This window comes from Tsukamurella sp. DT100 (genome assembly GCF_049844855.1).
Classification (GTDB): Bacteria; Actinomycetota; Actinomycetes; order Mycobacteriales; family Mycobacteriaceae; genus Tsukamurella.
In genome coordinates this window covers 51,545-76,506 of the sequence record NZ_JBNCLV010000010.1, presented here as the reverse complement: position 1 = coordinate 76,506, position 24,962 = coordinate 51,545, and the positions used below count along the sequence as shown (strand labels likewise).

Genomic DNA, 24,962 nt, shown 5'->3' with positions numbered 1-24,962 from the left:
AACGAATCCGATGCACACACAATCCACGGGCCCGTCCCGTGCGCCCTGGTACGCGACGGCCGGCCTCGCAGTGCTCGCCCTGGGCACCTCCCTGCTGTTCCCCATGACCTCCCCGCCCGCGTCCGCCGACCCGAGCGGGCTTCCGGCCACGACGCGCGTGCCGTACCCGACGGACGGCAGCCTTCCGCCCTGGACCCTGCCGGGCGGCTACACCTGGTGCAGCGCCATGGGCGGCCCGGGCTACGAGCAGGCGGTCTACGTACAGCCCGGCTACGCCTGCCCGCCGACCGGGGTGCCCACGACCACGCCCACCACGTCCACGCCGACCTCTCCGATCGGCAGCGGGCAGGCCCCGAACCTGCCGCAGACGCCCAACCCGCCCTTCGCGGGCATCGGCGCCCCGAACGGCAAGTCCTGGAACTACGGCGTCGACACCCTCGGCCCGCCGGCGGGCCGAGGCACGGTCGTCGCTCAGGCGCCCCGCTAGCCGGGCCCCTTCAGCGCAGACGCGTGAGAAGGGTCGTCAGCGCGGGCAACGGGTCGAAACCCTCGGTCGGCATCGCGAGCTGTCGCGTGATCAGGGCGTCGGTGGCGTCCATCACCAGCGCGGACTCGGCGACTCCGAGGCCGATGGCGGCACCGACCTGCTCACCGACGAGCTCGACGGCACGACGTCCACGCCGGAGCGGTTCGCGCAGGTCCGGCTCCACCGCGGCCGCGGCGAACAGGTTGAGCCGCGCCACGCCCCGCACCCGACCGTCGCCGATAGACCAGCGGACGAATTCCGCGAGACGCTCCGCCACGTCACCCGGCGTGGACTCCTGGACCCCGTCGAACGCGGCCCAGAAGGCGAGGTCCTCCTCCACCAGGCGCTCGACGACACCGCGCACCAGCGCGGCGCGCGAGCGGAAGTAGTTGGACGCCGTCCCCGCAGGCACACCCGCGGTGCCGTCGACGGCGCGGTGCGTGAGCCCGCGGAGGCCGAGCGTGCCGAGCACCTCGATCGCCCCGTCCAGGACCTCTTCCCGTCTGCCCATGAGCGAGGACTGTACCCGAATACTACGTTTGTAGTACCGTGAAGTCATGACCACGGCAGCGATCATCGGCGGCGGCATCGGCGGGCTGGCCACCGCAGCGCTCCTCACGCAGCAGGGCTGGGAGGTGGAGGTCTTCGAACGCGCGGCGTCGCTCCCCACCACCGGCACCGCCCTCGGGATGTGGCCCGAGGCGATGGCGGTGCTCGAGCGGGTGGGCGCGGCGGACGCGGTGCGGGAGATCGGGATCGATCAGCGGATCGCGGAGATCCGCAGCGCCGAGGGGCACCGGCTCGGCCCCGAGGTACGAGCGAAGGGCGCCACCGTCATCATCTCGCGGCCCCGGCTCCTCGAAGCCCTCGCCGCGTGCGCACCCGCGGTCCGGTTCGGCGATCGCCGCGCCGGCCTCGACGGGCTCACCCACGACGTGATCGTCGGCGCCGATGGCATCGGCAGCGTCGTCCGCGCGCACGTCGTCGGGCACGAGGTGGCGCCGCGACCCCTCGGCGTCGACGTGCTCATCGGCCGGTGTCCCGGCGACACCGACGTGTTCACCGAATACTGGGGCCCGGGAAGACTGTTCGGCGTCACGCCCCGCGACGGGGGCTACATCAACTGGTACTCGGAGTTCGATCCGCGGGTGGTTCCGCCGGGCACCCCGGACCCGGACGAGGACCCGCGCGGCTTCCTCCGCGCGATGTACCGCGGCTGGGCCCCGCGAGTGGCCGAGACCATCGAGGGCATCGAGGCGGAGACGGCCCTGCACTACCGATCGCGCGACCTGCCGCGGCTGCCGCGGATCGTGCGCGGCAACGTCGCCCTCCTCGGCGACGCGGCCCACGCCATGGCACCCAACCTGGGCCGCGGCGCGTGCGAGACCCTGCTGGACGCCGCCGCCCTGGCCGACGCCCTCGGCGCGGCGGCCGATGTCGGCGGCGACGCGGCGCCCGCGCTGCGCGCCTACGAGGCGGCGCGGCGCCGCGCGGGACAGCGGACGATGCTGCTCTCGCGGGCGATGCGGCACGTCGCCCTCGTTTCGCGGCTGCGCGCCCCGCGGGACCTGCTGCTGCGGGCGGTGGCCGCCGCGGCCTGAGGGCCCGGGTCAGGCCTCGTCGGCGAGACCCGGGGTGACCTTGGAGAGCGCGGCCCGCAGCGCCGCGACGTCGCGCACCGTGAGGTGGTCGAAGACCAGCCGGCGCACCTCCGCGACGTGCCCGCGGGCGGCACCGTCGAGCGCGGAGAAGCCCTCGTCGGTGAGCTCGGCGTACGCCGAGCGCCCCTCCGCGTGCCGCACCAGCCAGCCCCGCTCGCTGAGCTTGCGCAGCACGTGCGAGAGCCGTGAGGGCGAGGAGTTGGCGGCCTCAGCGAGCGCCGACAGCCCGAGGGTGCGGTCCGGAGCCTGCGAGAGCTGCGCGAGCACCATGAACTCGTAGTGGGTGATGCCGGAGTCGGTCCGCAGCTGCGTGTCCAGCTTGGCCGGCAGCCGCATCGCCACGTGGATGAGGGGCAGCCACGCCGCCATCTCCTCGTCGGACAACCACCGGGTGCTTCCCGCGTCCACCATCACACACCCCCGAACATCACGTCGGGACTCGACTTTACCGCCTCCTCATTTCGGTGAACGGCGCCTCACCGAGGTGGGTACATTGACCGGTATGAGCAGTCCGAGCACGACGACGGGACCGACCTCCGACGACGAGATCGCCGGCTACCTGAAGACCCTCGGCATCCCCGGCCTCGCCGACATCCACGTGCACTTCCTGCCCGAGCCGATGCTGCTCAAGGTGTGGGACTTCTTCGACCGCGCGAGCTCCGAATACGGCCGCGAGTGGCCCATCCGGTACCGGTTCGACGAGGACACGCGCCTGGAGCTGATCCGCGGCATGGGCGTGACGGCGATCCCCGCGCTCACCTATCCGCACAAGCCCGGGATGGCCGTGTGGCTCAACGACTGGTGCGCCGAGTTCGCGCGCCGCGTGCCCGACGGGATCCACTGCGCCACGCTCTACCCCGAGCCCGGCGTGGGCGAGTACGTCGCGCGGGCCGTCGCCGACGGTGCGCGACTGTTCAAGATGCACGTCCAGGTGGGCGTCTTCGCGCCCGACGATCCCCTGCTGGACCCGGCCTGGGAGGTCCTGTCGGCCGCGAGGATCCCGGTGGTGATCCACGCCGGTTCCGGCCCCGTGGAAGGGCCGTACACGGGCCCCGACCGGGTCGCCGAGGTGCTGCGCCGGCACCCCGAACTGACGCTGGTCATCGCGCACCTGGGCATGCCCGAGTACGACCGGTTCGCCGATCTCGCCGAGCGCTTCCCCAACGTGTACCTCGACACCACGATGGCCGCGACCGACTTCACCGAGCGCACCGCGCCGATGCCGCCCGGCTACGTCGAGCGGCTCGGCGCGCTCGCCGACAAGGTGGTGCTGGGCAGCGACTTCCCCAACATTCCCTACGACTACGCGCACCAGCTCTTCGGGCTCGCCCGGCTCGGCCTCGGCGACGAGTGGATGCGCAAGGTGCTGTGGCACAACGGCCGCGCCCTGCTGGAGCGCGCGGGCGCCTGAGCGCGGGCCGTACGATGGCCCTCATGCAGATCCGGCGCGCCGCGGTGGCGCTGTTCGTCGCGGGGACCCTCGCGGCGTGCGGCGGCGCACCGTCGGCGCCGCAGGCCCTCTCGCTCGAACGGTCCAAGACCGCGTTCGAGCAGGTGGGGATCGACGAGACGCGCGGCGACGTGACCGCGCTGGTATCCACCGCCACCCGCCTCGGCGCGCGGCTCGCGGCCGGCGACCCCCGCGCCGGGAGCACCGCCGTCTCGCCCTGGTCCGTCCTGAGCCTGCTCGGGATGCTCCGGGCCGGGGCACAGGGCGAGACCGCCGCGCAGCTCGACGGTGCCGGGCTCGGCGCCGCGAAGGACGTGCCGCGGGCGATGGCGGCGCTCACCGGCCAGACCGCGCAGTGGGCGGGCGATCCCGGCACCGTGCCCGCGGACACGCCGCCCGCGACGCCGCTGTTCCAGTCGCAGGTCGCGCTCCTGTCCGCGAAGCAGCCCGAGGACCGTCGGGTGCGGGCCGAGTACCTGGACACGCTGTCGGCCTCCTACGACACCGGCGTCTACCCCGTCGATTTCGGCGCCGGCGTGGGCGAACCGCTGGGCGAGTGGGTGGCGGTGAACACCGGCAGCAGCTTCACCTCCGCGCCGCTGCGCGTCGACTCCACCACCCGCCTCGCCGCGGCGACCACCGCCTACCTCGCGGCCGCGTGGCGCTTCCCGTTCGACGCCGCCCGCACCCGGCCCGCGCCGTTCACCGCCGCCGACGGTGCGGTGCTCGACCCGCTCACGATGCGCGGCACGGTGCCCGCGCGCGTGGCCGCGGGCGAGGGCTTCACAGCGCTGCAGCTCGACTACGGCACCACGCTCGCGCTGCAGATCGTGCTGCCCACCCCCGGGACTCCGCTCACCGACGCGGCGAGCGAGGGCCGGTTCACCGCGGCCAGGATCGCGCTGGCGGGGGCACCGTCGGTCCCGCACGAGGTGAGCCTGCCCAAGTGGCGCACCACCACCTGGACCGGCCTCGCGGACCCGCTCCGGGACGCCTGCCTGACGGGGCTGTTCGCCGGTCCGGGCCTCGACGGCGTGGCCCCGGGATCACCGTGGCTGGCCGACGCCCGCGCCGCGGCCGTGCTCACCGTGGGCGAGAAGGGCACCGCCGCCGGCACCGCGACCGCGGCGCCGACTCCCGAGTCCGCCCCGGGCCCCGCGCCCTTCGTGGTGGACCGGGCCTTCGCGTACTCGGTGGTCGACACGGCGACGGGGATGCCCCTGATGATGGGGACGGTCAACCGCCCGGGCGGATAGTCCGCACTCGCCCACCTTGACATTGCAAATTCAAATTTCTTCCGGCGGTTATCTTTTCACCAAAGTCTCGACTTCACGTTAAGGTTGAGGCATGACCATGAAGCTGTCCCGCCCGCTCCGCGCGGCGGCCCGCTCGGCGTGGGCCCTCACGGGCACCGCGCTGCTCGCCGTGCTGATCGCGCTCGTCGCCGGCGGCGCCACCTTCCTCATCGCCGCGGGAACGACTCCGCCGGCGCCGGCCCAGGAGCGGGAGAACGCCGAGAACACGCGCGTCGCCCTCAAGGCCGCCGACGAGTCGCGCGCGCTCTTCGGCCTGCTGTCCAACGCCGTGGTCTCGGCGGGGAACGGGCTGAACACCTCGGCGAGCTCGGTGCCGCAGATCTTCGACAGCGTCGACACCGCCAAAACCGGTGCCGAACAGCTGGTCTCGGGCCTCGACGAGGCCTCCTCCCTCTCCGCCGCCCTGAACCAGGTGAACCGGGCGACCGCCACGCTCGGCGGCGCGCTCGAGCGCACCCAGGGCCTGCAGCAGGTGGCGGCCGGCACCCGCGCCGCCCTCGTGGCGCTGCGCGGGCGGCTGATCGAGCACCCGTCGCCCGGCTCCGCCGAGGCCGTCGCGCAGCTCGACCGCGCGCTCGCCGGATCGAAGGGCGTGGGCGCGCTCGACGACGTGGCCGGCATGCGCAGCACGCTCTCGACCATGACGAGCAGCCTGAGCAGCGCCTCCGCCAACGCCGACGCCTCCCTCACCTCCGCGCGCAGCGCCGCCCGGCAGCTGCGGGACGGGCTGACCAAGCTGGCCTCGGCCCGCAAGGACGTCAACGCCTCCGTCACCAACCTGACCACCGGTGTGGGACAGCTGAAAACGGCGCTCGGCGCCATCGACGGCCAGCTCGCCCTCACGCAGACCCGGCTGCGGTCCGTGACCAGCGCGCCCGCCCCGGCGCCGGACCCCGGCATCGCGCGGCCCCTCGCGTGGGCGCTCGTGGTCGGCGGCGCGGCCGGCACCGTCACCTACCTGGCCGCCCTCGCCGTCGCCCATCGCGTGCGCCGCCGGGAGGCGATCGCCCTGGTCCCGAACGAGGCACCGGACGCCGCGGAAGCGAGCTCCGAGGCCGCGACCGAGGAGCCCGCCGAGGCCACCGTCGCAGCCACCGTGGACGAGCCCGCCCCCGTCGAGGACGTTCCCGCCGCGGGACACCACCGGGTTCTGCCGCCGGCCGACGAGACCCCCGACGAGGCGGACGACACCGTCGTGGACCCCGGTGACGAGCCCGCCCCCGAGGATTCCGAGGGCACGGCGCTCACGCCCGGGAAGCGGGCGAAGCACCGTCGCAACCGGTTCCGGGCCGCCCCGGCGCCGGACACCAACCCGTACCTCTCGGTGGCCTTCTCGGGCAGCGCGGGCTGACTCCCCGGGCGGCGGCCCACCTACTCGTACACCCCCTCTACCTCCCAGCTCCCGGCGTACTGCAGCAGCAGGGCCCGCCCGTCGTCGCGGCCGGGCGCGGGCTCGAGCAGCACCTGGGCGCGGGCCCGCGGCTCGGCGGCGCCGTCCGCCGCCCACCAGCGCTCGTCGACCAGCCACGGCCCCGCCCACCAGCTGAGCGACCAGTCGCGGGAGCCCCACACCAGGTGCGTGGGCTCGCCCGTGAAGACGCCGCGCTCGGTGACCCGCACGGCCGCGCCCGCGGCGTCGGTGATCGTGACCGCGGCGCCCGTGACCAGCACCGACGGCGCCGGCTCCGGCATCCGACCCGGCCACGGCGCGGCCGGATCGCGCTCCGGGACCACCTCGTCGCCCAGCGGGACCCAGGTGACCCGCTCGGCCGGGCCGCGGCCGCCGCTGCGCACGCCCATCCGCACAGCCTCCCCGCCGAGCAGGCCCTGCACCCGGACGAGGGCGCGACGGAACCGGGCGGCACCGTCGGCATCGTCGCCCCACATGCCCGCCTGCAGCGCGCCGGCGTCCACCACCTCCACGGGCTCGAGCCGCAGCAGAGAGATCGGGGCGCCCGGGCCGCCCTCCCCGCCCCGCTTCGCGGACCGGCCGCCGGTGAGCCAGCCGTCGATCTGCCAGCGCACCCGGTCGGCGGTGCCGTCCGGGGTGAGCGGCTCGGCGCAGCGCCAGATGCGGCTGTGCCGCTCGCCGTTCTCCGCGATCGCGGAGACCTCCAGCCGCAGGCACGCCACGCCCGCCGCGGACAGCTTGCCGTGCAGCTCCGCGGCGAGGGCGCGGCCGGCGAAGGCCGCCGCGTCGACCCGGTCGATGGGCGGGTCGGGTCGCAGCTCCACCTCCAGCCCGGGCGGCAGGGCCGCGGTGGACGGCGGCCGGTCCGGCACCGCGCGGGCCTGCCGGTGCGCGGCGATCGCGTCGGTGCCGAAGCGGGTGGCCACGTCGGTGGCGGAGAGCGCCGCGAAAGCGCCGACGGTGCGCAGCCCCAGCCGGCGCAGCAGGTCCAGGAGCTCGGTGCGGTCGCCGCCCGCGAGCGCCGGCTCCGCCCCCAGCTGGGCGATGGGCAGCGGGGCGAGGAAGGCCGCCGACTCCCCCGGCGGCACGACGACGCCGCGGCGGGCGGCCAGGGCCGCGGTGAAGACCTCGTCGGCGATGCCGGCGAGCGACTCCGCGCCCACCGAGGACGCCGCGTCCACCAGGCGCTCGGCCGCCTGCTCCTCGCCGCCGAAGAAGCGCGCCGCGCCCCGCGCCGGGATCACCACGAGCCCCGGGCGCAGCACCTCGATGAGCGGGATCAGCGCCGCCACGGCGCCCGCCACGGGCTCGAAGAGCCGCGCGTCCCGCCCCTCGTCGGCCTGAGCGATGTGCAACCCCGGGCAGCGGGCCTGGGATTCGCGGCGCTTCATGCCGCGGCGCACCCCGTCGGCCCGGGCGGGGGCGTTGCAGGCGACGACCCGGTTGCCGTGCAGGACGGCGACGGGGCGGTCGGGCGGCAGGTCCGCGTCCGCCGCCGCGGCCGCCGCCGGCCAGTCCGGGCACCACAGGGCGAGGATGCGCTGCGCGGTCACTGCGCCGCCGCCATTCGACGCTGCTCGGCGCCCCAGTACTGCTCGGCGCCCCGCTGCGGGTTGACGCAGCCGCGGCCGCGGGCGGAGAAGACCAGGTCGATCCCGCGGATCCGGCCGCGTCCGGGCCGGGCGCCGAGGCCGGTGTAGCCCCGCACGCGCGCGCCGAGGTGCAGCGCGGCGCCCTCCCAGCGGCCGCCGGTGACTAGCAGGATCGAGCCCCGGGAACGGGCCCGGGCGGCGATGGCGCGGCCGCGGCTGGGCGGCACCGCGATGCCCCCGAGCTCGCACAGCACCACGTCGGCGCCGTCGAGCAGGATCGAGGCGACGGCCACCGGGTCCGCGAGTGGGCCGGCGATGAGCGCGATCCGCTCCGGATCGGCCCCCTGTTCGAGTGCGGCGGCCATGCCGAAGCCGGAGACGCCGCACAGCGCGACGCTCGATCCCGTCCGGGAGACGCCGGCCACCAGCGAGACCGCGAGCGAGCCCGCGCCCGAGAGCTCCGCGACCGTGCCGCGCGGCAGGCCGCCGCCCGGCAGCAGTCGGGCCAGCTCCTCGTGCACCGGCAGCACACCCATGCCGAGCTGCGCTGATTCGTCCTGCAGCGGCGCCTCCACGGGCGCCTGCGCCTTCGCCGGACGATGCTTCTCCGGCAGCGTCGCGAGCCGCTTGCGCAGCTCCGCCAGCTTCTCCTCGCGATTGCCTGCCAACGCTTGAACACGTGCGGACATGTGTCACACCCCTCCCCTACCTTCGGATCCCGCGTCACCGATCAGTGCGGAAGCCGAGCCACGGGGAAGACATGACTAGAACTTCTGTTCGATCTGATCTCAGCGTAGATCCGCGATCCGAACGGCGTCAAGCGCCGAGGTGAGAGGGGTTCCAGCAGAGTGATGCGCCCGGCGCATCACACGATCGTCGCAGTTCACGAGCATTTTTCGCGGTGAGGCGATGCATCGCACGCATCACGTCGCCGATGGGACGCAGAACCTCGGGATGAGGATGGTCGAGTACGCGAAGGTCATCACTCCCCTACCCTCGCCGCGCCCGGACCAACGAAGGCGGATCGCCCGTGTACCGGGGCGATCCGCCTTCCTCGAGCGATCGACTATCAGCCCACGCGATCTGGATCGTGGTGCGCGGAGGCCGCGGCGACGGGCGACAGGTCCGCGGTCTTCGGGTCGACGGTCGGCGCCTTGGTGATGAGCTTGTGTCCCCACCACAGCCCGAGGAACAGGATCAGGGCCGCATACGTGGTGAGCCAGAGGCTGATGCTGGCGCCCGTCTCGGAGTCCTCGGACGCGAGGTAGCCCTGGCCCGCGACGACTGCGATCGACATGATCAGCGCCACGATCGGTCCCGCGGGGTACAGCCACGCCTTGTAGGGAAGCTCGTCGAGCGAACGCCCCTGCGCGTTCCACGCCCTACGGAACTTGTAGTGCGCCCACGCGATCCCGATCCAGGTCACGAACCCGGCGACCGACGAGGCGGCGACCAGCACCGTGTACGCGGCACCATCGCCCTTCGGGCCGGCGAGGAAGCACAGGCAGCCGATCACGGTGGTCGCCGCCGTGGCAGCGATGGGAACGCCGGCCTTGGTCACCTTGGCGAAGATCTTCGGCGCGTTGCCCTCCACCCCCAGGCCGTACAGCGCGCGCGTGGCGGCGAACAGGCTGGCGTTGCCGGCGGAGAGGATGGCGATGAGGATGACCGCGTTCATGATCGACGCCGCGGCGTCGATGCCCGCGAGCTTGAAGACCAGCGTGAACGGCGCCACCGCGACGTTCTCCGCGGAGGCGTCCAGCAGCTCGGGACTGGTGTACGGGATGAGGAAGGCGATGATCGTCAGCGTGCCGATGTAGAAGACCAGGATCCGGAAGAAGACGGTGCGCACCGCGCGCGGGATGGCGCTCTTCGGCTCGATCGCCTCGCCCGCCGCGACCGCGATCATCTCCGTGCCCTGGAAGGCGAAGCCCGCGATGAGGAAGACCGAGAGCATCCCCAGCGGCCAGTCCACGAAGGGCGCGTCGCCGATGGTCCAGTTGGAGAAGCCGGGGGCCGGGCCGTCGCCGACCACGCCCAACACCATCAGCACGCCGACGATCAGGAAGATCACCACGGCGATCACCTTGATCGACGCGAACCAGAACTCGGCCTCGCCGAAGGCCTTCACCGCGAACAGGTTCAGGGCCAACAGGCCGGCGAGGAAGATCACCGACCAGATCCAGGTGGGCACGTCGGGCAGCCAGAACTTCATGATCAGGCCGGCCGCCACCACCTCCGCGGCCAGCGTGATCGACCAGTTGAACCAGTAGTTCCACCCGGCCGCGAAGCCGAAGGACTTGCTGACGAACCGGCTGCCGTACTCCTCGAACGGATTACTGCACGGCATGTACGCCGACATCTCGCCGAGGCTCTGCATGAGGAAGAAGACCATGACGCCCATGAGCGCGTAGGCCAGGAGGGCGCCACCGGGGCCGGCCTGGCTGATCGTGGCGCCGGACGCCACGAACAGACCGGTGCCGATCGCGCCGCCGAGCGCGAGCATGCTGATGTGGCGGCTCTGCAGTCCCTGGCGGAGGGAGTCGTCGGGGGTGATTCCAAGAGGGCTGGACACCCGATGAGAGTAGCGACCGCAACGCCCATCCGGTTAGCATTCGCAGCGTCATGTTCTCCTACGACACCCGATCCGCCCTCGCGAGCGCCGCCGATCTGGTGAACACCGCCCCCGACGCGCGCACGGAGCGCCCCGAGCGCCTGCCCGACGTCGCCGCGCTCCGCGCCTTCGTGGAGCGCTGGGGCTGGACCGGCCCCATCCCCCTGCGCGAGGACGAACTGGACCGCGTGCACGCCGTGCGCCGCGTCCTGCGCGGCCTGTGGGACCTCGCGGGCGACGAGGCCGGCACCGTCGACCTGGTGAACCGGATGCTGCGCGACGCGGCGGTCCTCCCCCAGCTCGTGCGGCACGACGACTGGCCGTACCACCTGCACGGTTGGAACGACGCGACGCCGATCGCGGAGCGCTTCCTCGCCGAGCCCGCGATGGGCATGGTCGACGTGGTCCGCGCCGACGCCCTCGACCGGCTGCGGCGCTGCGCCGCGCCGGACTGCGCCGGGGTGCTCGTGGACTTCAGCCGCAACAGCTCCCGCCGATTCTGCGACGACGGCTGCAACAACCGCTTGAACGTGGCCGCGTACCGCGCGCGCCGGGCCTGACCCTTAGGATCAACGGCGTGGCGGAAACGACGGGTGCGAGCGGCGCGATCAGGGGCGTTCCCGGGCCCGATCACCTGGTCGCCGGGCGCTACCGACTCACCTCCAAGATCGGCGGCGGCGGCATGGGCGCCGTCTGGCTCGCCCGCGACGAGCGCCTCGAGCGCGACGTCGCCGCCAAGCAGGTCATCTCCACCGAGGGACTCACCCAGGAGGAGGCCGACGAGCTGCGCCGGCGCGCCCTGCACGAGGGCCGGCTCGCGGCCCGGCTGCAGCACCGCAACGCCGTCGCCATGTACGACGTGGCCCTCGACCGCGGCGAGCCCTGGCTGGTGATGGAGTACCTGCCCTCGCGCTCGCTGGCCCAGGTGCTGCACATGACCGGCTCGATGCCCGAGCGGCAGGTGGCGCAGATCGGCGCGCAGATGGCCGACGCCCTCGTCGAGGCGCACGAAGCCGGCATCATCCACCGGGACATCAAGCCGGGCAACATCCTCATCGCCAACCGCGGCCGTGCGTCGGGCACCGTCAAGCTCTCCGACTTCGGCATCGCGCGGGCCAAGGGCGACGATGCCGGCCCCACCGGGATCATCACCGGCACGCCCGCCTACTTCGCCCCCGAGGTGGCCCGCGGCACCGAGCCCTCCGAGGCCTCCGACCTGTACTCGCTCGGCGCGACGCTGTACACCGCGCTCGAGGGCGCGCCGCCCTTCGGCGTCGACGAGGACTCGATCGCCCTGCTGCACAAAGTCGCGCTGGGACAGATCAATCCGCCCAAGAACGACGGTCCGCTGGTCCGCGTCATCCTGGACATGCTGCAGCCGAGCCCGAAGCGGCGGCCCTCGCTGATCGAGGCGCGGGACCGGCTCGCCGCGGTCGCGGCCGGCGGCGGCAACCCCGCCGCGATCCTCGCCGCCCCGCTGCAGGCGACCGAGGGCGCGCCCGCGGTGTGGCTGCGGCGCACCGCCGGTGAGCGCACCCCCGGCGACCGGACCTCGTCGGCGCGCACGACGGCGTCGGGCCCGATCGAGCGGAAGCGGCCGATCCCGCCCGCGCCGCGGCCCAGCACCTACGTGCCGCCGCCGGTGGCGCCGCCGTCGAAGATGTCGAACACCGTTCTCGCGGCGTGGATCATCGGCGGCTTCATCGTGCTCGCCGCGATCATCGCGGGCATCATCATCGCGCTGGGCTGAGTCCCGGCGCGGTCAGTCCGCGAGGTGGCGGGTGTGCGCCCAGCGGGTGAGGGCGTTGCGGTTGCTCTGCTGCGTCTTGCGGAGCACGTTCGAGGCGTGCGTCTCGACGGTCTTGACCGAGATGAACAGGTCCTCGGCGATCTCCCGGTAGGTGTAGCCGCGCGCCAGCAGGCGCAGCACCTCCAGCTCGCGCGGGGTGAGCGAGTCCAGCTCCGGGTCGAGCGCGGGCTCCGGCACGGGCGAGCGGCCGGTGAAGGAGTCGAGCACGAAGCCGGCGAGCCGCGGCGAGAAGACCGCGTCGCCCTCGGCGACGCGGCGCACCGCATCCGCCAACTCGTCCCCCGAGATCGTCTTGGTGACGTAGCCGCGGGCGCCGGCGCGGATCGTGGCGATCACGTCCTCCGCCGCGTCGGAGACGCTGAGCGCGAGGAAGACCGGCGCCTTCTCCAGCTTCGCGCGCGGGGCGCCGTCGGTCACGCCGCGCAGCACGGCGACGCCGCCGCCGTCGGGCATGTGCACGTCCAGCAGCACCACGTCGGGGCCGGCGGAGAGGATCCCCGCCACCGCCTCGCCGACGGTGCCGGCCTCGCCCACCACCTCGATGGAATCCTCACGGGCCAGCTCGGCGCGCACGCCGGACCGGAACACGCCGTGATCGTCGACCAGGAACACCCGGTAGCTCACGCACTCTCCTCCGCTGTCTCCGGCGCGACCGTCTCGTCGCCCTCGGCGAGCCTCGCCATCGACAGCCGCACCTCGGTGCCCCGGCCCGGAGCGGTGCGGACCGCGACGCTGCCGCCGCGGCGCTCCATCCGGGACCGGATCGACTTGGCCAGGCCCTGCCGGTCCGACGGTACCCCGTCGAGGTCGAATCCGACGCCGCGGTCGCGCACGAAGACGGACACCGACGCCTCGTCGACCTCCGCGTAGGTGTCGATGCTCTCGCAGCCGGAGTGCTTGGCGGCGTTCACCATCGCCTCCTTGGCGGCGCCGAGCAGGGCCGTGAACCGGTCGTCGACGCCGAGCTCGGCGCCCTCGACGTCGCCCACGGTGATGACGTCGACCGCGACCGAGTGCGCGTCCTCGACGTCCGCCGCGGCGGCCTTGAGCGCCGCGGCCAGGGACTGCGCCGGCGCCTCGGTGCCGCCGAACAGCCACTCCCGGAGCTCGCGCTCCTGACTGCGGGCGAGCAGCTTGACGGCGGCGCCGTCGGCGGACTGCTTCTGGATGAGGGCGAGCGTCTGCAGCACGGAATCGTGCAGGTGCGAGGCGATCTCCTCACGCTCGATGGTGCGCACCCGGGCGGCGCGCTCGGCGCCGAGATCGCGCCACATGCGCACCCAGATCGGCACGGTGAGCAACGCGACGCCGACCAGCGTGAGCACGACGGCGGCCAGCGCCGTCGGGATCGCGGCCACGTCGACCCGGCCCAGGAAGACCACGGCGAGGCCCACGATCACCAGCGTGACCCCGCCCAGCATCCGCAGCCCGGTGATGAGACGGGAGCCGCCCGCATGCGTGGACACCGGTGTCCGCGACGCGGAATCGGCCTCCCGCCAGACGAGGGCCGCGCCGATCCCGATGACCAGGACGGGGACCACGAAGCCGGCGCTGGTGTTGCTCGCCACGGAGGCGAGGGTCGCGGCGCCGACGACGCCGAGGACCGCCAGCGCGAGGCCCTGGCGGCGCTCGGCCGGGTCGGGATGCTCGGTGTCGGTGCCCGGCCGGCACATGAACCACAGCAGCGCGTACATCACCACACCCGCGCCCATCAGCGCGAGCAGGGTGAAGGCGATGCGGACCTTGGTGGCGTCGACGCCGAGGTGATCGGCGATGCCGCCGCACACGCCGCCGATCACCGCGCCGCCGTTGCGGCGGTACAGGCGGGGGTACGACGGTGCCGGGGCCGGCTGGGCCGGGGGCGGGAGGACGGCGGGCCGCGCGACGGCCGGCGGGACGGTGGCCAGCGGGACGGTGCCCGACGGTGCGGGGCCGGACGGTGCGGGCGTGCGGAAGTCGGCCGCCGGCGCCTGGTTCGCGCCCTGCTGCCACCCCTGCTGCCAGTTCTGCCAGCCCTGCTGCCACGCCTGCTGGCGAGCCTGGTGCCGCGCCCACCGGCGCTGTGCTCGTCTGCTCATGATCCCTCGATGGTGGCACGGATCGTCGCCCTCGGGTATCGGGGAAGCCCCTGAAAGATCACCCTCACCCCGAGGTGCGGCGCCGCGATTTCAGGGTAGATCCCGATGGACCGGGACAGCCGCGGCCCGCAGGATCGAAGGCATGGATACGACAACCCTCTCCAGCCAGCTCCGGCAGATGTGGGAGACCAGGCCGCTCCGGGCCCGCAATGCGCCGATCGCCGGCGTGTGCACGGGCTTCGCGCGCCGCTACCAGGTGGACGTCGCGCTGGTCCGCGCGGCGTTCATCGGGGCGACGGTGCTCGGCGGACTCGGTTTCGTCGCCTACATCGTCGGCGTCTTCGTGCTCCCCAAGGAGTCCGAGTACGCGTACGGCACGCCCGTGCAGCGCTCGGGCCCGCCGACCTTCGTCCTCATCATCGCCGCGGTGATCGCGGTCAGCTTCGGCAGCGGCATGAGCTCGTCCTGGCCGGGCGCCGGGATCATCAGCCTCGCCCTGCTGGCGGCCGGCTGGTACGCGCTGCACCAGCGCCTGCCCGTGCCGCCGCCCGGCACCGCCGTCTCCACGCGGCTCGCGCCGGCGGCCCCCGTCGGGGCGTGGCAGCCGCCCGCGGCCCAGTTCCCCTGGCAGCCCGTGTGGACGCCCACTGATCCGCGCGCCACCGCGGCACCCGCCCCCGAGGCGCCGAGGGCCGACGCACCGGCTCCGGAGCAGGCCCCGGAGGCGAGCCCCGCGGACGCGACCTCGCAGGCCCCTCAGGCATCGGCACCGTCGGAGCCCCTGAACCTGCGGAAGGCGCCGGCCCCCGAGGCCCCGCGCGTGCAGACGCAGGTCACCGAGGAGATCCATCCGCCGCGCTGGGATCCGCTGGGCGCCGCGCCCTTCGCGTGGGACCTGCCCGAGCCGGCGGCGGCGCACGCCCCGATTCCGGTGGAGCCCAAGCGCCGCACCCGGATCACGCCCGTCACGCTCGGCATCGCGCTGCTCACGGCCGCGGCGATCGCCACCGTCAACCTCGTGTTCGGCGTGCCGATCTCGCCGGTGGTGGCCGCCGCCATCGTGCTCGGCGTGGTGGGCACCGGACTCGTCGCGGGCGCCTTCCGGCGCAGCGGCTACGGCCTGCTCGCCGTCGCGATCCCCCTGGCGGGCTTCGTGATCGTGGGCACGATGGCGCAGAACGTGATGAGCGGTTTCGCCGACGCCCCGCGCGGCGACAAGCAGTTCGTGGTGCCCTCGCCCACCGACCTCCAGGAGCAGTACGTCCTGCAGGTGGGCTCACTCCAGCTCGACCTGCGGCAGCTCACCCTCGACCACGACCGCACCGTGACCACCCGAGTGGGCGTGGGCGACACGCAGATCCAGATCCCCGCCGCGATGAACGTCAAGGTGCAGTGCCAGGTGTCGGTCGGGGACTCCGACTGCCCCACGGCGCTGAACAGCGTCGTGACCCCCGGCGCCCCCACCCTGACCATCGACGCCCAGGGCAACGTGGGCAATGTGGAGGTGAATCGTGTCCGCTGACAACAGCTCCGGCCGCGAGCGCGGCACGTCGCCCGCTCTCCTGGTCGCCGGGATCGCGGCCCTCGCGATCGCCGCCTGGGGAATCGTGGGCGGCCCCCGCCTCATCGACGCCGGCACCCTGCTCGGGATCCTCGCGATCGGCGCCGTCGTCGTGGCGGGGGTGACCCTGATCAGGCCGCGAAGAGGTTCCGATTCCGCTCCGCCCACTGCGCCAGGCTCATCGCCGGACGCCCACTGAGTTCCTCCACCAGCGAGTTCGCCTCCTGCCGGTACCGGCGGGAGGCGTCTTGCAGGTCCAGGTACCAGCCGGCCATGTCGCCCATCTCGGGGCGCAGGGCCTCCTCGGCCGCCTCGCGGCTGATCTGCTCGAAGCCAACCTCGCGGCCGATGCCCTCGCCGATCTGCGCGGCCATCTCGACCCGGGTGAGGAAGCTCGGCCCGGTCAGCTCGTAGACCTTCCCGACGTGCGCGGCGTGATCGTCGGCCGCGAGGAGCGCGGCTGCGACCGCAGCGATGTCGTCCATGGAGATCGGCGCGCTCCCCGCGTCCGGGTAGGGCTCGCGGACCACGCCGGTGGCGACCTGGCCCGCCCAGCCCGCGAAGTTCTCCATGAATTCGCCCGGCCCCAGGACGGTCACGTCGATGCCGCTCGCCAGGATCGTGTCGGTGAGCGCCTGCCAGTGCGCACTCCCGGAGGTGGCGACCACGTACTGGACGCCCGCGTCCTTGGCCCGGCGCAGCACCTCCGCCGCCGTGGGCTCGTACGGCGCGAGGTACATCCCGGTCACGCCCTCGAAGGCGCCGTCGAGCGTCTCCGGCTTGCCGATGAAACCGCTGAAGGCCTCCACCCCGCTCGGCAGCGCCGCCTTCGCGGGGTTGGTGGTCAGCGCCCGGATGTCCGTGACACCCCTCGCCACCAGCTCGTCGACCACTTTCCGTCCGATGTTGCCCGTTGCACCCGTCACCAGAATCGTCATGGCAACGACGGTACCGGCGGCACCGGTCAGATCGTGACCGCTATTCCCACTCGATGGTCCCCGGCGGCTTGCTCGTCACGTCGAGCACCACGCGGTTGACCTCTTCGACCTCGTTCGTGATGCGGGTCGAGATGATCTCGAGCGTCTCGTAGGGCACCCGCGTCCAGTCCGCGGTCATCGCGTCCTCGGAGCTGACCGGGCGCAGCACGATCGGGTGGCCGTAGGTTCGGCCGTCGCCCTGCACGCCCACGCTGCGGACGTCGGCGAGCAGCACGACCGGGCACTGCCAGATGGTGCCGTCGAGGCCCGCGGCGGTGAGCTCCTCGCGCGCGATCGCGTCCGCCTTGCGCAGCAGGTCGAGCCGGTCCTTGGTGACCTCGCCGACGATGCGGATCGCCAGGCCCGGCCCGGGGAAGGGCTGCCGGCCGACGATCTCCTCCGGCAGGCCCAACTCGCGGCCGACCGCGCGGACCTCGTCCTTGAACAGCAGGCGCAGCGGCTCGACGAGCGTGAACTCCAGGTCCTCCGGCAGCCCGCCCACGTTGTGGTGGCTCTTGATGTTCGCCGTGCCCGCGCCGCCGCCCGACTCCACCACGTCCGGGTACAGCGTGCCCTGGACGAGGAAGTCGATGGTGTGGCCCTCGGCCGCCCGCGCGCCCAGCGCCTCGGAGACGACGTCCTCGAACGACCGGATGAACTCGCGGCCGATGATCTTGCGCTTCTCCTCGGGATCGGAGACGCCCTTGAGGTGCCCGAGGAAGGTGTCCTCAGCGTCGACGGTGATCAGGCGCGCGCCCGTCGCCTCCACGAAGTCCTGCTGCACCTGCTCGCGCTCGCCCTGCCGCAGCAGCCCATGATCGACGAAGACACAGGTCAGACGGTCTCCGATGGCCTTCTGCACCAGAGCGGCCGCGACGGCGGAGTCCACGCCGCCGGACAGCGCGCACAGCGCCAGACCGTCACCGACCTGGGCGCGGACGTCCTCGATGAGCTGCTCGGCGATGTTCGCCGCGGTCCAGGTGGGCTTCAGCCCGGCGATCTCGTACAGGAAGCGCGTGAGCACCTCCTGGCCGTGCGGGCTGTGCAGGACCTCGGGGTGGTACTGGACGCCGGCCATCTGCTTGCCGACGTTCTCGAACGCCGCGACCGGGGCGCCGGGGGTCGACGCCACCGTCGCGAAGCCCTCGGGCGCGACCTGCACGGCGTCGTTGTGGCTCATCCACACCGGCTGCTCGGCCGGGAGCCCCACGTGGAGGACACCGTCGCCCTGGGGGGTGAGGGTGGTGCGCCCGAACTCGCGCCCGCCCGTGTTGGCGACGGTGCCGCCGAGGGCCCGGGCCATCATCTGGAAGCCGTAGCAGATGCCGAAGACCGGGACGCCGAGGTCGAAGACCGCGGGATCGAGGTTGGGCGCGTCCTCCGCGTAGACCGACGCGGGGCCGCCCGACAGCACGATGGCGGCGGGGTTCTTGGCGCGCACCTCCTCGGCGGTGATGGTGTGCGGCACCACCTCCGAGTAGATCCGCGCCTCGCGGACGCGGCGCGCGATCAGCTGCGCGTACTGCGCGCCGAAGTCGACGACCAGAACCGGGTTGGGTGAGGAGTCCGTCACCCGGCTCAGTCTAGTCGCGGGCGGGGCCGCGTTCCGACAGCGGGCGGGACATCACGGCACGTCCACGAGCTCCCAGAGCGGCACGTGGGCGTACCGGGGGAACTCGTCGGGCGTGACGCGGACCCGGCGGCCGGCGAGGATCGCCTCGTTCTCTCCCCGCGCGTGCGGGGACAGGACGTCGATCGCCGCCTCGGCGACCCGGTGGACGTCGGCCTCGTCGAACCGGGCCCAGAGCACCCGGCACCGTCGATCGGCGGACGGGGTCCCGGGGTGCTCGATCGCCCACTGCCGCAGCAGCGAGGGGTCCTCCGGGGAGCTCGCGAACTCGAACAGGGCCGAACCCGCGCCCAGCCGGTCGGCGATCGACGCGGTGACGCGCGGCTCGTCGTCGGGCCGGATGAGGACGGTGACGAGGGGGAATCCTGCGGACATGCGGTCACGCTACGGCGCCGGGACCGCCGCGGTCATCAGGGTTTCTCCGGGTTCCGCCCCTGATAACGCCCGGTCTAGGCCTCGCGGCGGCGGACGATCTCGGCGATCCAGGCCGGCGCGAAGGGCGAGGTGCAGCCCTTCGACACCGGGTAGTCCGCGAGCACCTGCAGGTCCTCGCCGATGGCGACGGCGCGGGCACGGCGGGACTCGTCCTCGATGCCGATGGTCGCCAGGGTCTCGTTCATGGCCCACTGCAGCTTCGGCTCCGCGTCGCGCATCTCGCGGGCGATGGTGTCGAGCAGCGCGTCCCGGTCGAGGTCGGCGGTGGTCACCGCATGCGTCGTGAGCGCCCAGCCGGCCGCGCGGACCCGCGGGTCGGCGTCGCCCCACCACCGCTCCCGCAGAGCGGAGGCGTGCGCCGACTTCTTCACCAGGTAGTTCAGCAGCCAGTCGTGCGCCTTGTCGCTGCGCGCGGTGCGCAGCATCGCGTCCAGCTCGTCCGCGGTGAACTGCTTCGGCATCGCGATGAGCAGGGCCACCAGCTGCGCGGCCACGTCGCCCGAGTCCCACAGCTCGCCCGCCAGCTCGCGGTCGGTGCCGAGGGACTTCGCCAGCGCCCGCAGCTTCGTCAGGTTCACCCCGTGCGGGTCGCCGTGCCGCTCGTTGACGGCCCGCGCCTTCGGGTCCTCCAGCGCCGCCAGCTCGGCCACGATCTCGTCGACTCGCGTCATGACACCGAGGGTAGCGGCGCGGACCATCAGGCCTGGGAGTCCGCGTCCTGCTGCGCCGGCGCCTCCTGTGCCGGACGCACCTTCGGCAGCGGCAGCAGCAGCTGGCCGGGCGCGCCCGCGGGCACGGCGGGCGCCTTCGGCGCGGTCGGCGCGATGCGCTGGTAGCCGGCGCCCTGCGCAGGACGCGGGTCCTGCTCCCCCTTGTTCGGCCACAGCGACGCGGCGCGCTCGGCCTGGGCCGCGATCGACAGCGACGGGTTGACGCCGAGGTTCGCGGAGATGGCGGCACCGTCGACCACGAACAGCGACGGGTAGTTGTGGATGCGGTGGTACGGGTCGATGACGCCGGTCTCGGGCGTCTCCGAAATCGCTGCGCCACCGAGGAAGTGGGCGGTCATCGGGACGTTGAAGATGTCGCCCCAGGTACCGCCGGCCACGCCGTTCAGTTTCTCCGCGCCGATCCGCGCGGCCTCGTTGCCCGCGGGGATCCAGGTCGGGTTCGGCGCGCCGTGGCCCTGCTTGGAGACCATGCGCCGCTTCTTCGAGCCGGGGATCTTCTTGGTGTACGTGGTGATCGAGTTGTCGAGGCTCTGCATCACCAGCAGGATCAGCACGCGCTGACCCCAGTCCTTCTGCGTGAGCAGCAGTTTGAGGTCCGTGGGCTTTTTGGCGAGGCCCTTGAGGAAGCCGCCGAGGCGGGTGCGCTTCTCACCGCCGTCGACGAGCAGGGTCTGCAACAGGCCCATGGCGTTGCGGCCGGGGCCGTAGCGGACGGGCTCGATGTGGGTGTCGGGCGTCGGGTAGAAGGAACTGGTGATCGCGACGCCCTGCGAGAGGTCCTGCGACGGGTCGGCGACCGTGCGCGCCGACCCCAGGATCGACTCGGAGTTGGTGCGGGTGAGCACGCCGAGCCGGTCGGAGAGCTGCGGCAGCGCGCCGGTGTCCTTGAGCGAGTGCAGCAGGGTCTGCGTGCCCCAGGTGCCGGCGGCGAAGACCACGTTGTCGGCCGTGTAGACGGTCCGGTTCTTGCGCGCGACGGCACCCGTGCGCACCGTCGACACCTCCCAGACGCCCTTGCGGCCCTCGCGCAGCGCGGTCACCGTCGTCATCGGGATGAAGCGGGCGCCGCCCGCCTCCGCGAGGTGGATGTAGTTCTTCATCAGCGTGTTCTTGGCGCCCACGCGGCAGCCCGACATGCACTGGCCGCACTCGGTGCAGCCCGTGCGGGCGGGGCCCGCGCCGCCGAAGAACGGGTCGGCGTCGGTGCGGCCCGGCTGGTTGAAGTACACGCCCACCGGGGTCTCGGTGAACGTGTCCGCGACGCCCATCTCCTCCGCGATCTGCTTGATCACGCGGTCCGACGGGGTCTCGTGCGGGTTCTTCACCACGCCCAGCATGCGGCGGGCCTGGTCGTAGAACGGGCTGAGCTCGTCGTCCCAGTCGGTGATGTGCTTCCACTGCGGGTCGTTGAAGAACGGCGCGGGCGGCTTGTAGAGCGTGTTCGCGTAGTTCAGCGAGCCGCCGCCCACGCCGGCGCCGGCGAGGACCACGGCGTCGTTGAGCAGGTGGATCCGCTGGATGCCGTAGAGGCCCATCTTCGGCGCCCAGACGAACTTCTTGAGGTTCCAGGTGCTCTCGGCGAAGTCCTCGTCCTCGAAGCGCTGCCCGGCCTCGAGCACGCCGACGCGGTAGCCCTTCTCCGTCAGGCGCAGCGCCGTGACGCTGCCGCCGAACCCGGACCCGATCACGAGCACGTCGAAGTGGTCGCCCGACTTCTGCCCGACTGCCTTGGCCATCTGGAACCCCTCACCCGTCCGTGGCGGACATGTGTCACCGGGCCGCGGCTGAAACGGCCCTACTGACGGGTAACGGTACTACTAAACCCCACTCAATAACAGGGCTTCGCGCTCAGTACGCGACGTTGAGCCCCACCTTCTGGAACTCCTTGAGCTCGCTGTAGCCGGCCTTGGCCATCGACCGGCGCAGGCCGCCGACCAGGTTCAACTGGCCGTTCGGCTCCGTCGACGGGCCGGTGAGGATGGTCGAGAGCGACGGGGCGGTGCCGGCGGCGGCACCCTCCCCCGCGTCCAGGCCACCGAGCTGCGCGGGCGCGACCGCGCCGCGCGGCATCGACGGGTGTGCGGCCACCGACGGCCAGTACCAGCCCTTGCCCGGCGCCTCGGCGGCGATCGCCAGCGGCGCGCCCAGCATCGTGGCGTCGGCGCCGCACGCGATCGCGCGGGCGACGTCGCCGGAGCTGTAGATGTCGCCGTCGGCGATCACGTGCACGTATCGGCCGCCGGTCTCGTCGAGGTAGTCCCGGCGGGCCGCAGCGGCATCCGCGATCGCGGTCGCCATCGGGACGCCGATGCCGAGCACCTCACGGGTGGTGGTGGCGCCTTCGGCCGAGCCGTAGCCCACGATGACGCCGGCGGCGCCCGTGCGCATCAGGTGCAGCGCGGTGCGGTGATCGCTCACGCCGCCCGCGACGACGGGGACGTCGAGGTCGCCGATGAAGGTCTTCAGGTTGAGCGGCTCCCCCGCCGACTCCTCGTTGGAGACGTGCTCGGCGGAGATGATCGTGCCGTGGATGACCAGCAGGTCGATGCCCGCCTTGACCAGCACCGGCGTCAGCTCGCGGGCGCGCTGCGGAGAGACGCGGACCGCCACCGTCACCCCGGCGTCCCGGACCCGGCCGACGGCCGCGGCCAGCAGCTCGGGATCGAGCGGCGCGGCGTGCAGCTCCTGCAGGCGGCGGATCGCCGCGATGCCGGTGATGTCGGACGCGGCGAGCTCGACGACCTGCTCCAGCTGGGCCTCCGCGTCGCGGTGCCGGGAGAACAGGCCCTCCGCGTTGAGCACGCCCAGGCCGCCCAGCTTGCCGAGCTCGATCGCGAACTCCGGCGAGCCGATCGCGTCCGTCGGGTGCGAGAGGATCGGGGTGTCGAAGCGGTACGCGTCGAGCTGCCAGGCGGTGGACACCTCCTTCGAGGAACGGGTGCGCCGCGAGGGGACGATGTTCACGTCCTGCAGCTCGTAGGTGCGCCGGGCCGTGCGGCCCATGCCGATCTCAACCATGTCGCGCAACGCGCTCAGTCCTTCCGGTTCCGGAGCGACCGCTCCGAATGTGCCTGTTCAGCAGGGTTCTAGCGCGTGTAGTTCGGCGCCTCGACCGTCATCGTGATGTCGTGCGGGTGCGATTCTTTCAGACCCGCCGCGGTGATCTGCACGAACTGGGCGCGGTTGAGGTCCTCGATGGTCTGGCTGCCGGTGTAGCCCATGGCCGCGCGGAGGCCGCCGGTGAGCTGGTGGATCACCGAGCCGAGCGGGCCGCGGAAGGGCACGCGCCCCTCGATGCCCTCGGGGACCAGCTTGTCCTCGGAGAGCACGTCGTCCTGGAAGTAGCGGTCCTTGGAGTAGGACTTGGCCTGGCCGCGGCCCTGCATGGCGCCGAGGCTGCCCATGCCGCGGTAGCTCTTGAACTGCTTCCCGCCGACGAGGATCAGTTCGCCCGGCGACTCCGCGGTGCCCGCGAGCAGCGAGCCGAGCATCGCCGTCGAGGCACCGGCCGCGAGGGCCTTCGCCACGTCGCCCGAGAACTGCAGGCCGCCGTCGGCAATGACCGGGACGCCGGCCGGCGCGCACGCCGCGGTCGCCTCGAGGATGGCCGTGATCTGCGGGGCGCCGACGCCGGCGACCACGCGGGTGGTGCAGATCGAGCCGGGGCCCACGCCCACCTTGACACCGTCGACGCCGGCCGCGACCAGCGCCGCCGCGCCGCCGCGGGTGGCGACGTTGCCGCCGATGAGCTGCACATCGTCGCCCAGCTCGAGCTTGAGCTTCTCGATCATGTTGAGCACGCCGCTCGAGTGGCCGTGCGCCGAATCGACCACCAGCACGTCGACGCCGGCGTCGCGCAGCGCCATCGCGCGCTCCCACGCCTCGTCGCCGGCGCCGACCGCGGCGCCGACCAGCAGGCGGCCGTCGGAGTCCTTGGTCGCGTTCGGGTGCTGCTCGGTCTTGACGAAGTCCTTGACCGTGATCAGGCCGGTCAGCTTGCCGCTGCCGTCGACGATGGGCAGCTTCTCGATCTTGTGCCGGCGCAGCAGGCCCAGCGCGGCCTCGGCGGTGACGCCCTCCTGCGCGGTGATCAGCGGCGTCTTCGTCATCACCTCGGCGACGGGGCGGTCGAAGTCGACCTCGAAGCGCATGTCGCGATTGGTGATGATGCCGACCAGCGTGCCCTTCTCGTCCGTGACGGGCAGGCCGGAGATGCGGAACCGGGCGCACATCTCGTCGACCTCGCGCAGCGTGTTCGACGGGCTGCAGGTCACGGGATCGGTGACCATGCCGGCCTCGGAGCGCTTGACCGTCTCGACCTGCTGCGCCTGCGCCTCGATGGAGAGGTTGCGGTGGAGCACGCCCATGCCGCCGTTGCGGGCCATCGCGATGGCCATGCGGGCCTCCGTGACGGTGTCCATCGCGGAGCTGATCAGCGGCACCTTGAGCGTGATCTCGCGGGTGAGCTTGGTGGAGATGTCGACCCCCGACGGGATCACGTCGGAGGCGGCGGGAACGAGGAGGACGTCGTCGAAGGTGAGGCCGAGCATCGCCACCTTCGCGGGGTCGTCGCCCCCGATGAAAACGTTGCCGGGTGCGGGCGCGGGAGAGGCGGAGCGCGTCATGTATCCATGGTACGCGGCGGATTCCTGTGCTCGTCACGCGCGTGTGACTGGCCTTCCCCGGTCATTCCTGCGTACCGTGGGGGCGTGCGCAACAATCTTCCTCCCGGCCTCCCGCCGGACCCGTTCGCCGACGACCCGAGCGACCCGACGGCCGCGCTGGACTCGCTCGACCCTGGTCAGCCCCTCGATCCCGCCGAACGACTCGCCGTCGAGGAGGACCTCGCGGACCTCTCCGTCTACGAGGCGCTGCTCGCGCACCGCGGCGTCCGCGGCCTGGTGATCTGCTGCGACGACTGTCAGGAAGATCACTACCACGACTGGGACATGCTGCGCGCGAACCTGCTGCAGCTGCTCGTCGACGGCACCGTCCGCCCGCACGAGCCCGCCTACGATCCGGCGCCCGACGCCTACGTCACGTGGGACTACTGCCGCGGCTACGCCGATGCGGCGATGAACCTCGCGAACGAGGAGTGATCCGGCGCTAGTCGCACCCGGACACGGCGAAGGCCCCCACCGCGCGGTGGGGGCCTTCGCTGTTCGTCATG

The 24,962-nt window shown here is 73.0% G+C and carries 24 protein-coding genes; 10 read left to right on the top strand and 14 right to left on the bottom strand.

Going from position 1 to position 24,962, the window contains the following annotated elements; all coding sequences use genetic code 11:
* Positions 1 to 10: 10 nt before the first annotated feature.
* Complete coding sequence (locus ACLQ3K_RS21570; protein ID WP_426001496.1) at positions 11 to 487, top strand: hypothetical protein; 477 nt, start codon at positions 11 to 13, stop codon at positions 485 to 487.
* A gap of 10 nt (positions 488 to 497) precedes the next feature.
* Here the strand turns inward: ACLQ3K_RS21570 and ACLQ3K_RS21565 are convergent, their stop codons facing one another.
* On the bottom strand, positions 498 to 1,037 hold the full coding sequence (locus tag ACLQ3K_RS21565; RefSeq protein ID WP_224650208.1) for a TetR/AcrR family transcriptional regulator: 540 nt from the start codon (positions 1,035 to 1,037) through the stop codon (positions 498 to 500).
* Between the two features lie 46 nt (positions 1,038 to 1,083).
* Between ACLQ3K_RS21565 and ACLQ3K_RS21560 the strand changes: the two genes are divergently transcribed.
* Positions 1,084 to 2,127 (top strand): FAD-dependent monooxygenase, encoded by a 1,044-nt coding sequence (locus ACLQ3K_RS21560; protein ID WP_426001495.1) that lies wholly within the window; start codon positions 1,084 to 1,086, stop codon positions 2,125 to 2,127.
* A 9-nt stretch (positions 2,128 to 2,136) separates the two neighbouring features.
* Here the strand turns inward: ACLQ3K_RS21560 and ACLQ3K_RS21555 are convergent, their stop codons facing one another.
* A complete protein-coding gene (locus tag ACLQ3K_RS21555) occupies positions 2,137 to 2,598 on the bottom strand; it encodes a MarR family winged helix-turn-helix transcriptional regulator (RefSeq protein WP_426001493.1) in 462 nt (153 codons plus the stop codon).
* A gap of 91 nt (positions 2,599 to 2,689) precedes the next feature.
* Between ACLQ3K_RS21555 and ACLQ3K_RS21550 the strand changes: the two genes are divergently transcribed.
* The 3 genes from ACLQ3K_RS21550 to ACLQ3K_RS21540 all read left to right on the top strand — a co-directional run bounded on the left by ACLQ3K_RS21550 (position 2,690) and on the right by ACLQ3K_RS21540 (position 6,304).
* On the top strand, positions 2,690 to 3,598 hold the full coding sequence (locus ACLQ3K_RS21550) for an amidohydrolase family protein (protein WP_426001492.1): 909 nt from the start codon (positions 2,690 to 2,692) through the stop codon (positions 3,596 to 3,598).
* A 23-nt stretch (positions 3,599 to 3,621) separates the two neighbouring features.
* Entirely contained in the window at positions 3,622 to 4,893 is a 1,272-nt protein-coding gene (locus ACLQ3K_RS21545) for a serpin family protein (RefSeq protein ID WP_426001490.1), read from the top strand.
* Positions 4,894 to 4,984: 91 nt separating this feature from the next.
* On the top strand, positions 4,985 to 6,304 hold the full coding sequence (locus ACLQ3K_RS21540) for a hypothetical protein (protein ID WP_426001489.1): 1,320 nt from the start codon (positions 4,985 to 4,987) through the stop codon (positions 6,302 to 6,304).
* A gap of 20 nt (positions 6,305 to 6,324) precedes the next feature.
* Here the strand turns inward: ACLQ3K_RS21540 and ACLQ3K_RS21535 are convergent, their stop codons facing one another.
* From ACLQ3K_RS21535 to ACLQ3K_RS21525, 3 genes are all read right to left on the bottom strand, one after another.
* Positions 6,325 to 7,917 carry a DNA polymerase Y family protein gene (locus ACLQ3K_RS21535; protein WP_426001488.1) on the bottom strand — a complete coding sequence of 531 codons (1,593 nt, stop codon included), beginning with the start codon at positions 7,915 to 7,917 and terminating at the stop codon, positions 6,325 to 6,327.
* Entirely contained in the window at positions 7,914 to 8,624 is a 711-nt protein-coding gene (locus tag ACLQ3K_RS21530) for a hypothetical protein (RefSeq protein ID WP_426001487.1), read from the bottom strand. The genes ACLQ3K_RS21535 and ACLQ3K_RS21530 overlap by 4 nt, the downstream gene beginning before the upstream one ends.
* Positions 8,625 to 9,025: 401 nt before the next feature.
* Entirely contained in the window at positions 9,026 to 10,531 is a 1,506-nt protein-coding gene (locus ACLQ3K_RS21525; RefSeq protein WP_336671231.1) for an amino acid permease, read from the bottom strand.
* Between the two features lie 50 nt (positions 10,532 to 10,581).
* On the opposite strand from ACLQ3K_RS21525, the gene ACLQ3K_RS21520 reads away from it, so the two are divergent.
* On the top strand, positions 10,582 to 11,130 hold the full coding sequence (locus ACLQ3K_RS21520) for a CGNR zinc finger domain-containing protein (protein ID WP_259143887.1): 549 nt from the start codon (positions 10,582 to 10,584) through the stop codon (positions 11,128 to 11,130).
* A gap of 17 nt (positions 11,131 to 11,147) precedes the next feature.
* The gene (locus tag ACLQ3K_RS21515; protein ID WP_426001486.1) at positions 11,148 to 12,320 is read left to right on the top strand and encodes a serine/threonine-protein kinase; all 1,173 of its coding nucleotides are present in this window, start codon (positions 11,148 to 11,150) and stop codon (positions 12,318 to 12,320) included.
* 12 nt (positions 12,321 to 12,332) lie between these two features.
* On the opposite strand, the gene ACLQ3K_RS21510 is transcribed toward ACLQ3K_RS21515, so the two are convergent.
* The gene (locus ACLQ3K_RS21510) at positions 12,333 to 13,004 is read right to left on the bottom strand and encodes a LuxR C-terminal-related transcriptional regulator (protein ID WP_224650231.1); all 672 of its coding nucleotides are present in this window, start codon (positions 13,002 to 13,004) and stop codon (positions 12,333 to 12,335) included.
* Positions 13,001 to 14,458, bottom strand: coding sequence for a PspC domain-containing protein (locus ACLQ3K_RS21505; protein WP_426001485.1), 1,458 nt, complete (start codon positions 14,456 to 14,458; stop codon positions 13,001 to 13,003). Before ACLQ3K_RS21505 ends, ACLQ3K_RS21510 begins: the two co-directional genes overlap by 4 nt.
* A 142-nt stretch (positions 14,459 to 14,600) precedes the next feature.
* Between ACLQ3K_RS21505 and ACLQ3K_RS21500 the strand changes: the two genes are divergently transcribed.
* Together ACLQ3K_RS21500 and ACLQ3K_RS21495 are read left to right on the top strand one after the other, a co-directional pair.
* A complete protein-coding gene (locus ACLQ3K_RS21500) occupies positions 14,601 to 15,980 on the top strand; it encodes a PspC domain-containing protein (protein ID WP_426001484.1) in 1,380 nt (459 codons plus the stop codon).
* Positions 15,970 to 16,218 carry a hypothetical protein gene (locus tag ACLQ3K_RS21495; RefSeq protein WP_224650237.1) on the top strand — a complete coding sequence of 83 codons (249 nt, stop codon included), beginning with the start codon at positions 15,970 to 15,972 and terminating at the stop codon, positions 16,216 to 16,218. Before ACLQ3K_RS21500 ends, ACLQ3K_RS21495 begins: the two co-directional genes overlap by 11 nt.
* Here ACLQ3K_RS21495 and ACLQ3K_RS21490 read toward each other — a convergent pair.
* The 7 genes from ACLQ3K_RS21490 to guaB all read right to left on the bottom strand — a co-directional run bounded on the left by ACLQ3K_RS21490 (position 16,151) and on the right by guaB (position 24,417).
* The gene (locus tag ACLQ3K_RS21490; RefSeq protein WP_426001483.1) at positions 16,151 to 16,957 is read right to left on the bottom strand and encodes an SDR family oxidoreductase; all 807 of its coding nucleotides are present in this window, start codon (positions 16,955 to 16,957) and stop codon (positions 16,151 to 16,153) included. The two genes, ACLQ3K_RS21495 and ACLQ3K_RS21490, sit on opposite strands and share 68 nt — an antisense overlap.
* 40 nt (positions 16,958 to 16,997) lie before the next feature.
* Positions 16,998 to 18,569 carry a glutamine-hydrolyzing GMP synthase gene (guaA, locus tag ACLQ3K_RS21485; protein ID WP_224650241.1) on the bottom strand — a complete coding sequence of 524 codons (1,572 nt, stop codon included), beginning with the start codon at positions 18,567 to 18,569 and terminating at the stop codon, positions 16,998 to 17,000.
* A 51-nt stretch (positions 18,570 to 18,620) separates the two neighbouring features.
* Positions 18,621 to 19,001, bottom strand: a complete 381-nt coding sequence (locus tag ACLQ3K_RS21480) for a hypothetical protein (protein ID WP_426001482.1) — start codon at positions 18,999 to 19,001, stop codon at positions 18,621 to 18,623.
* Between the two features lie 74 nt (positions 19,002 to 19,075).
* Positions 19,076 to 19,732 carry a DNA alkylation repair protein gene (locus ACLQ3K_RS21475; protein WP_426001481.1) on the bottom strand — a complete coding sequence of 219 codons (657 nt, stop codon included), beginning with the start codon at positions 19,730 to 19,732 and terminating at the stop codon, positions 19,076 to 19,078.
* 26 nt (positions 19,733 to 19,758) lie between these two features.
* Positions 19,759 to 21,528: a GMC family oxidoreductase N-terminal domain-containing protein gene (locus ACLQ3K_RS21470; RefSeq protein ID WP_224650247.1), complete on the bottom strand. Its 1,770-nt coding sequence runs from the start codon at positions 21,526 to 21,528 to the stop codon at positions 19,759 to 19,761.
* A gap of 112 nt (positions 21,529 to 21,640) precedes the next feature.
* The gene (locus tag ACLQ3K_RS21465) at positions 21,641 to 22,819 is read right to left on the bottom strand and encodes a GuaB3 family IMP dehydrogenase-related protein (RefSeq protein WP_224650249.1); all 1,179 of its coding nucleotides are present in this window, start codon (positions 22,817 to 22,819) and stop codon (positions 21,641 to 21,643) included.
* 59 nt (positions 22,820 to 22,878) lie between these two features.
* Positions 22,879 to 24,417 carry an IMP dehydrogenase gene (gene guaB / locus ACLQ3K_RS21460; protein ID WP_304941293.1) on the bottom strand — a complete coding sequence of 513 codons (1,539 nt, stop codon included), beginning with the start codon at positions 24,415 to 24,417 and terminating at the stop codon, positions 22,879 to 22,881.
* Positions 24,418 to 24,501: 84 nt separating this feature from the next.
* On the opposite strand from guaB, the gene ACLQ3K_RS21455 reads away from it, so the two are divergent.
* Positions 24,502 to 24,891, top strand: a complete 390-nt coding sequence (locus tag ACLQ3K_RS21455) for a DUF5319 domain-containing protein (RefSeq protein ID WP_068522523.1) — start codon at positions 24,502 to 24,504, stop codon at positions 24,889 to 24,891.
* Positions 24,892 to 24,962 lie beyond the last annotated feature (71 nt).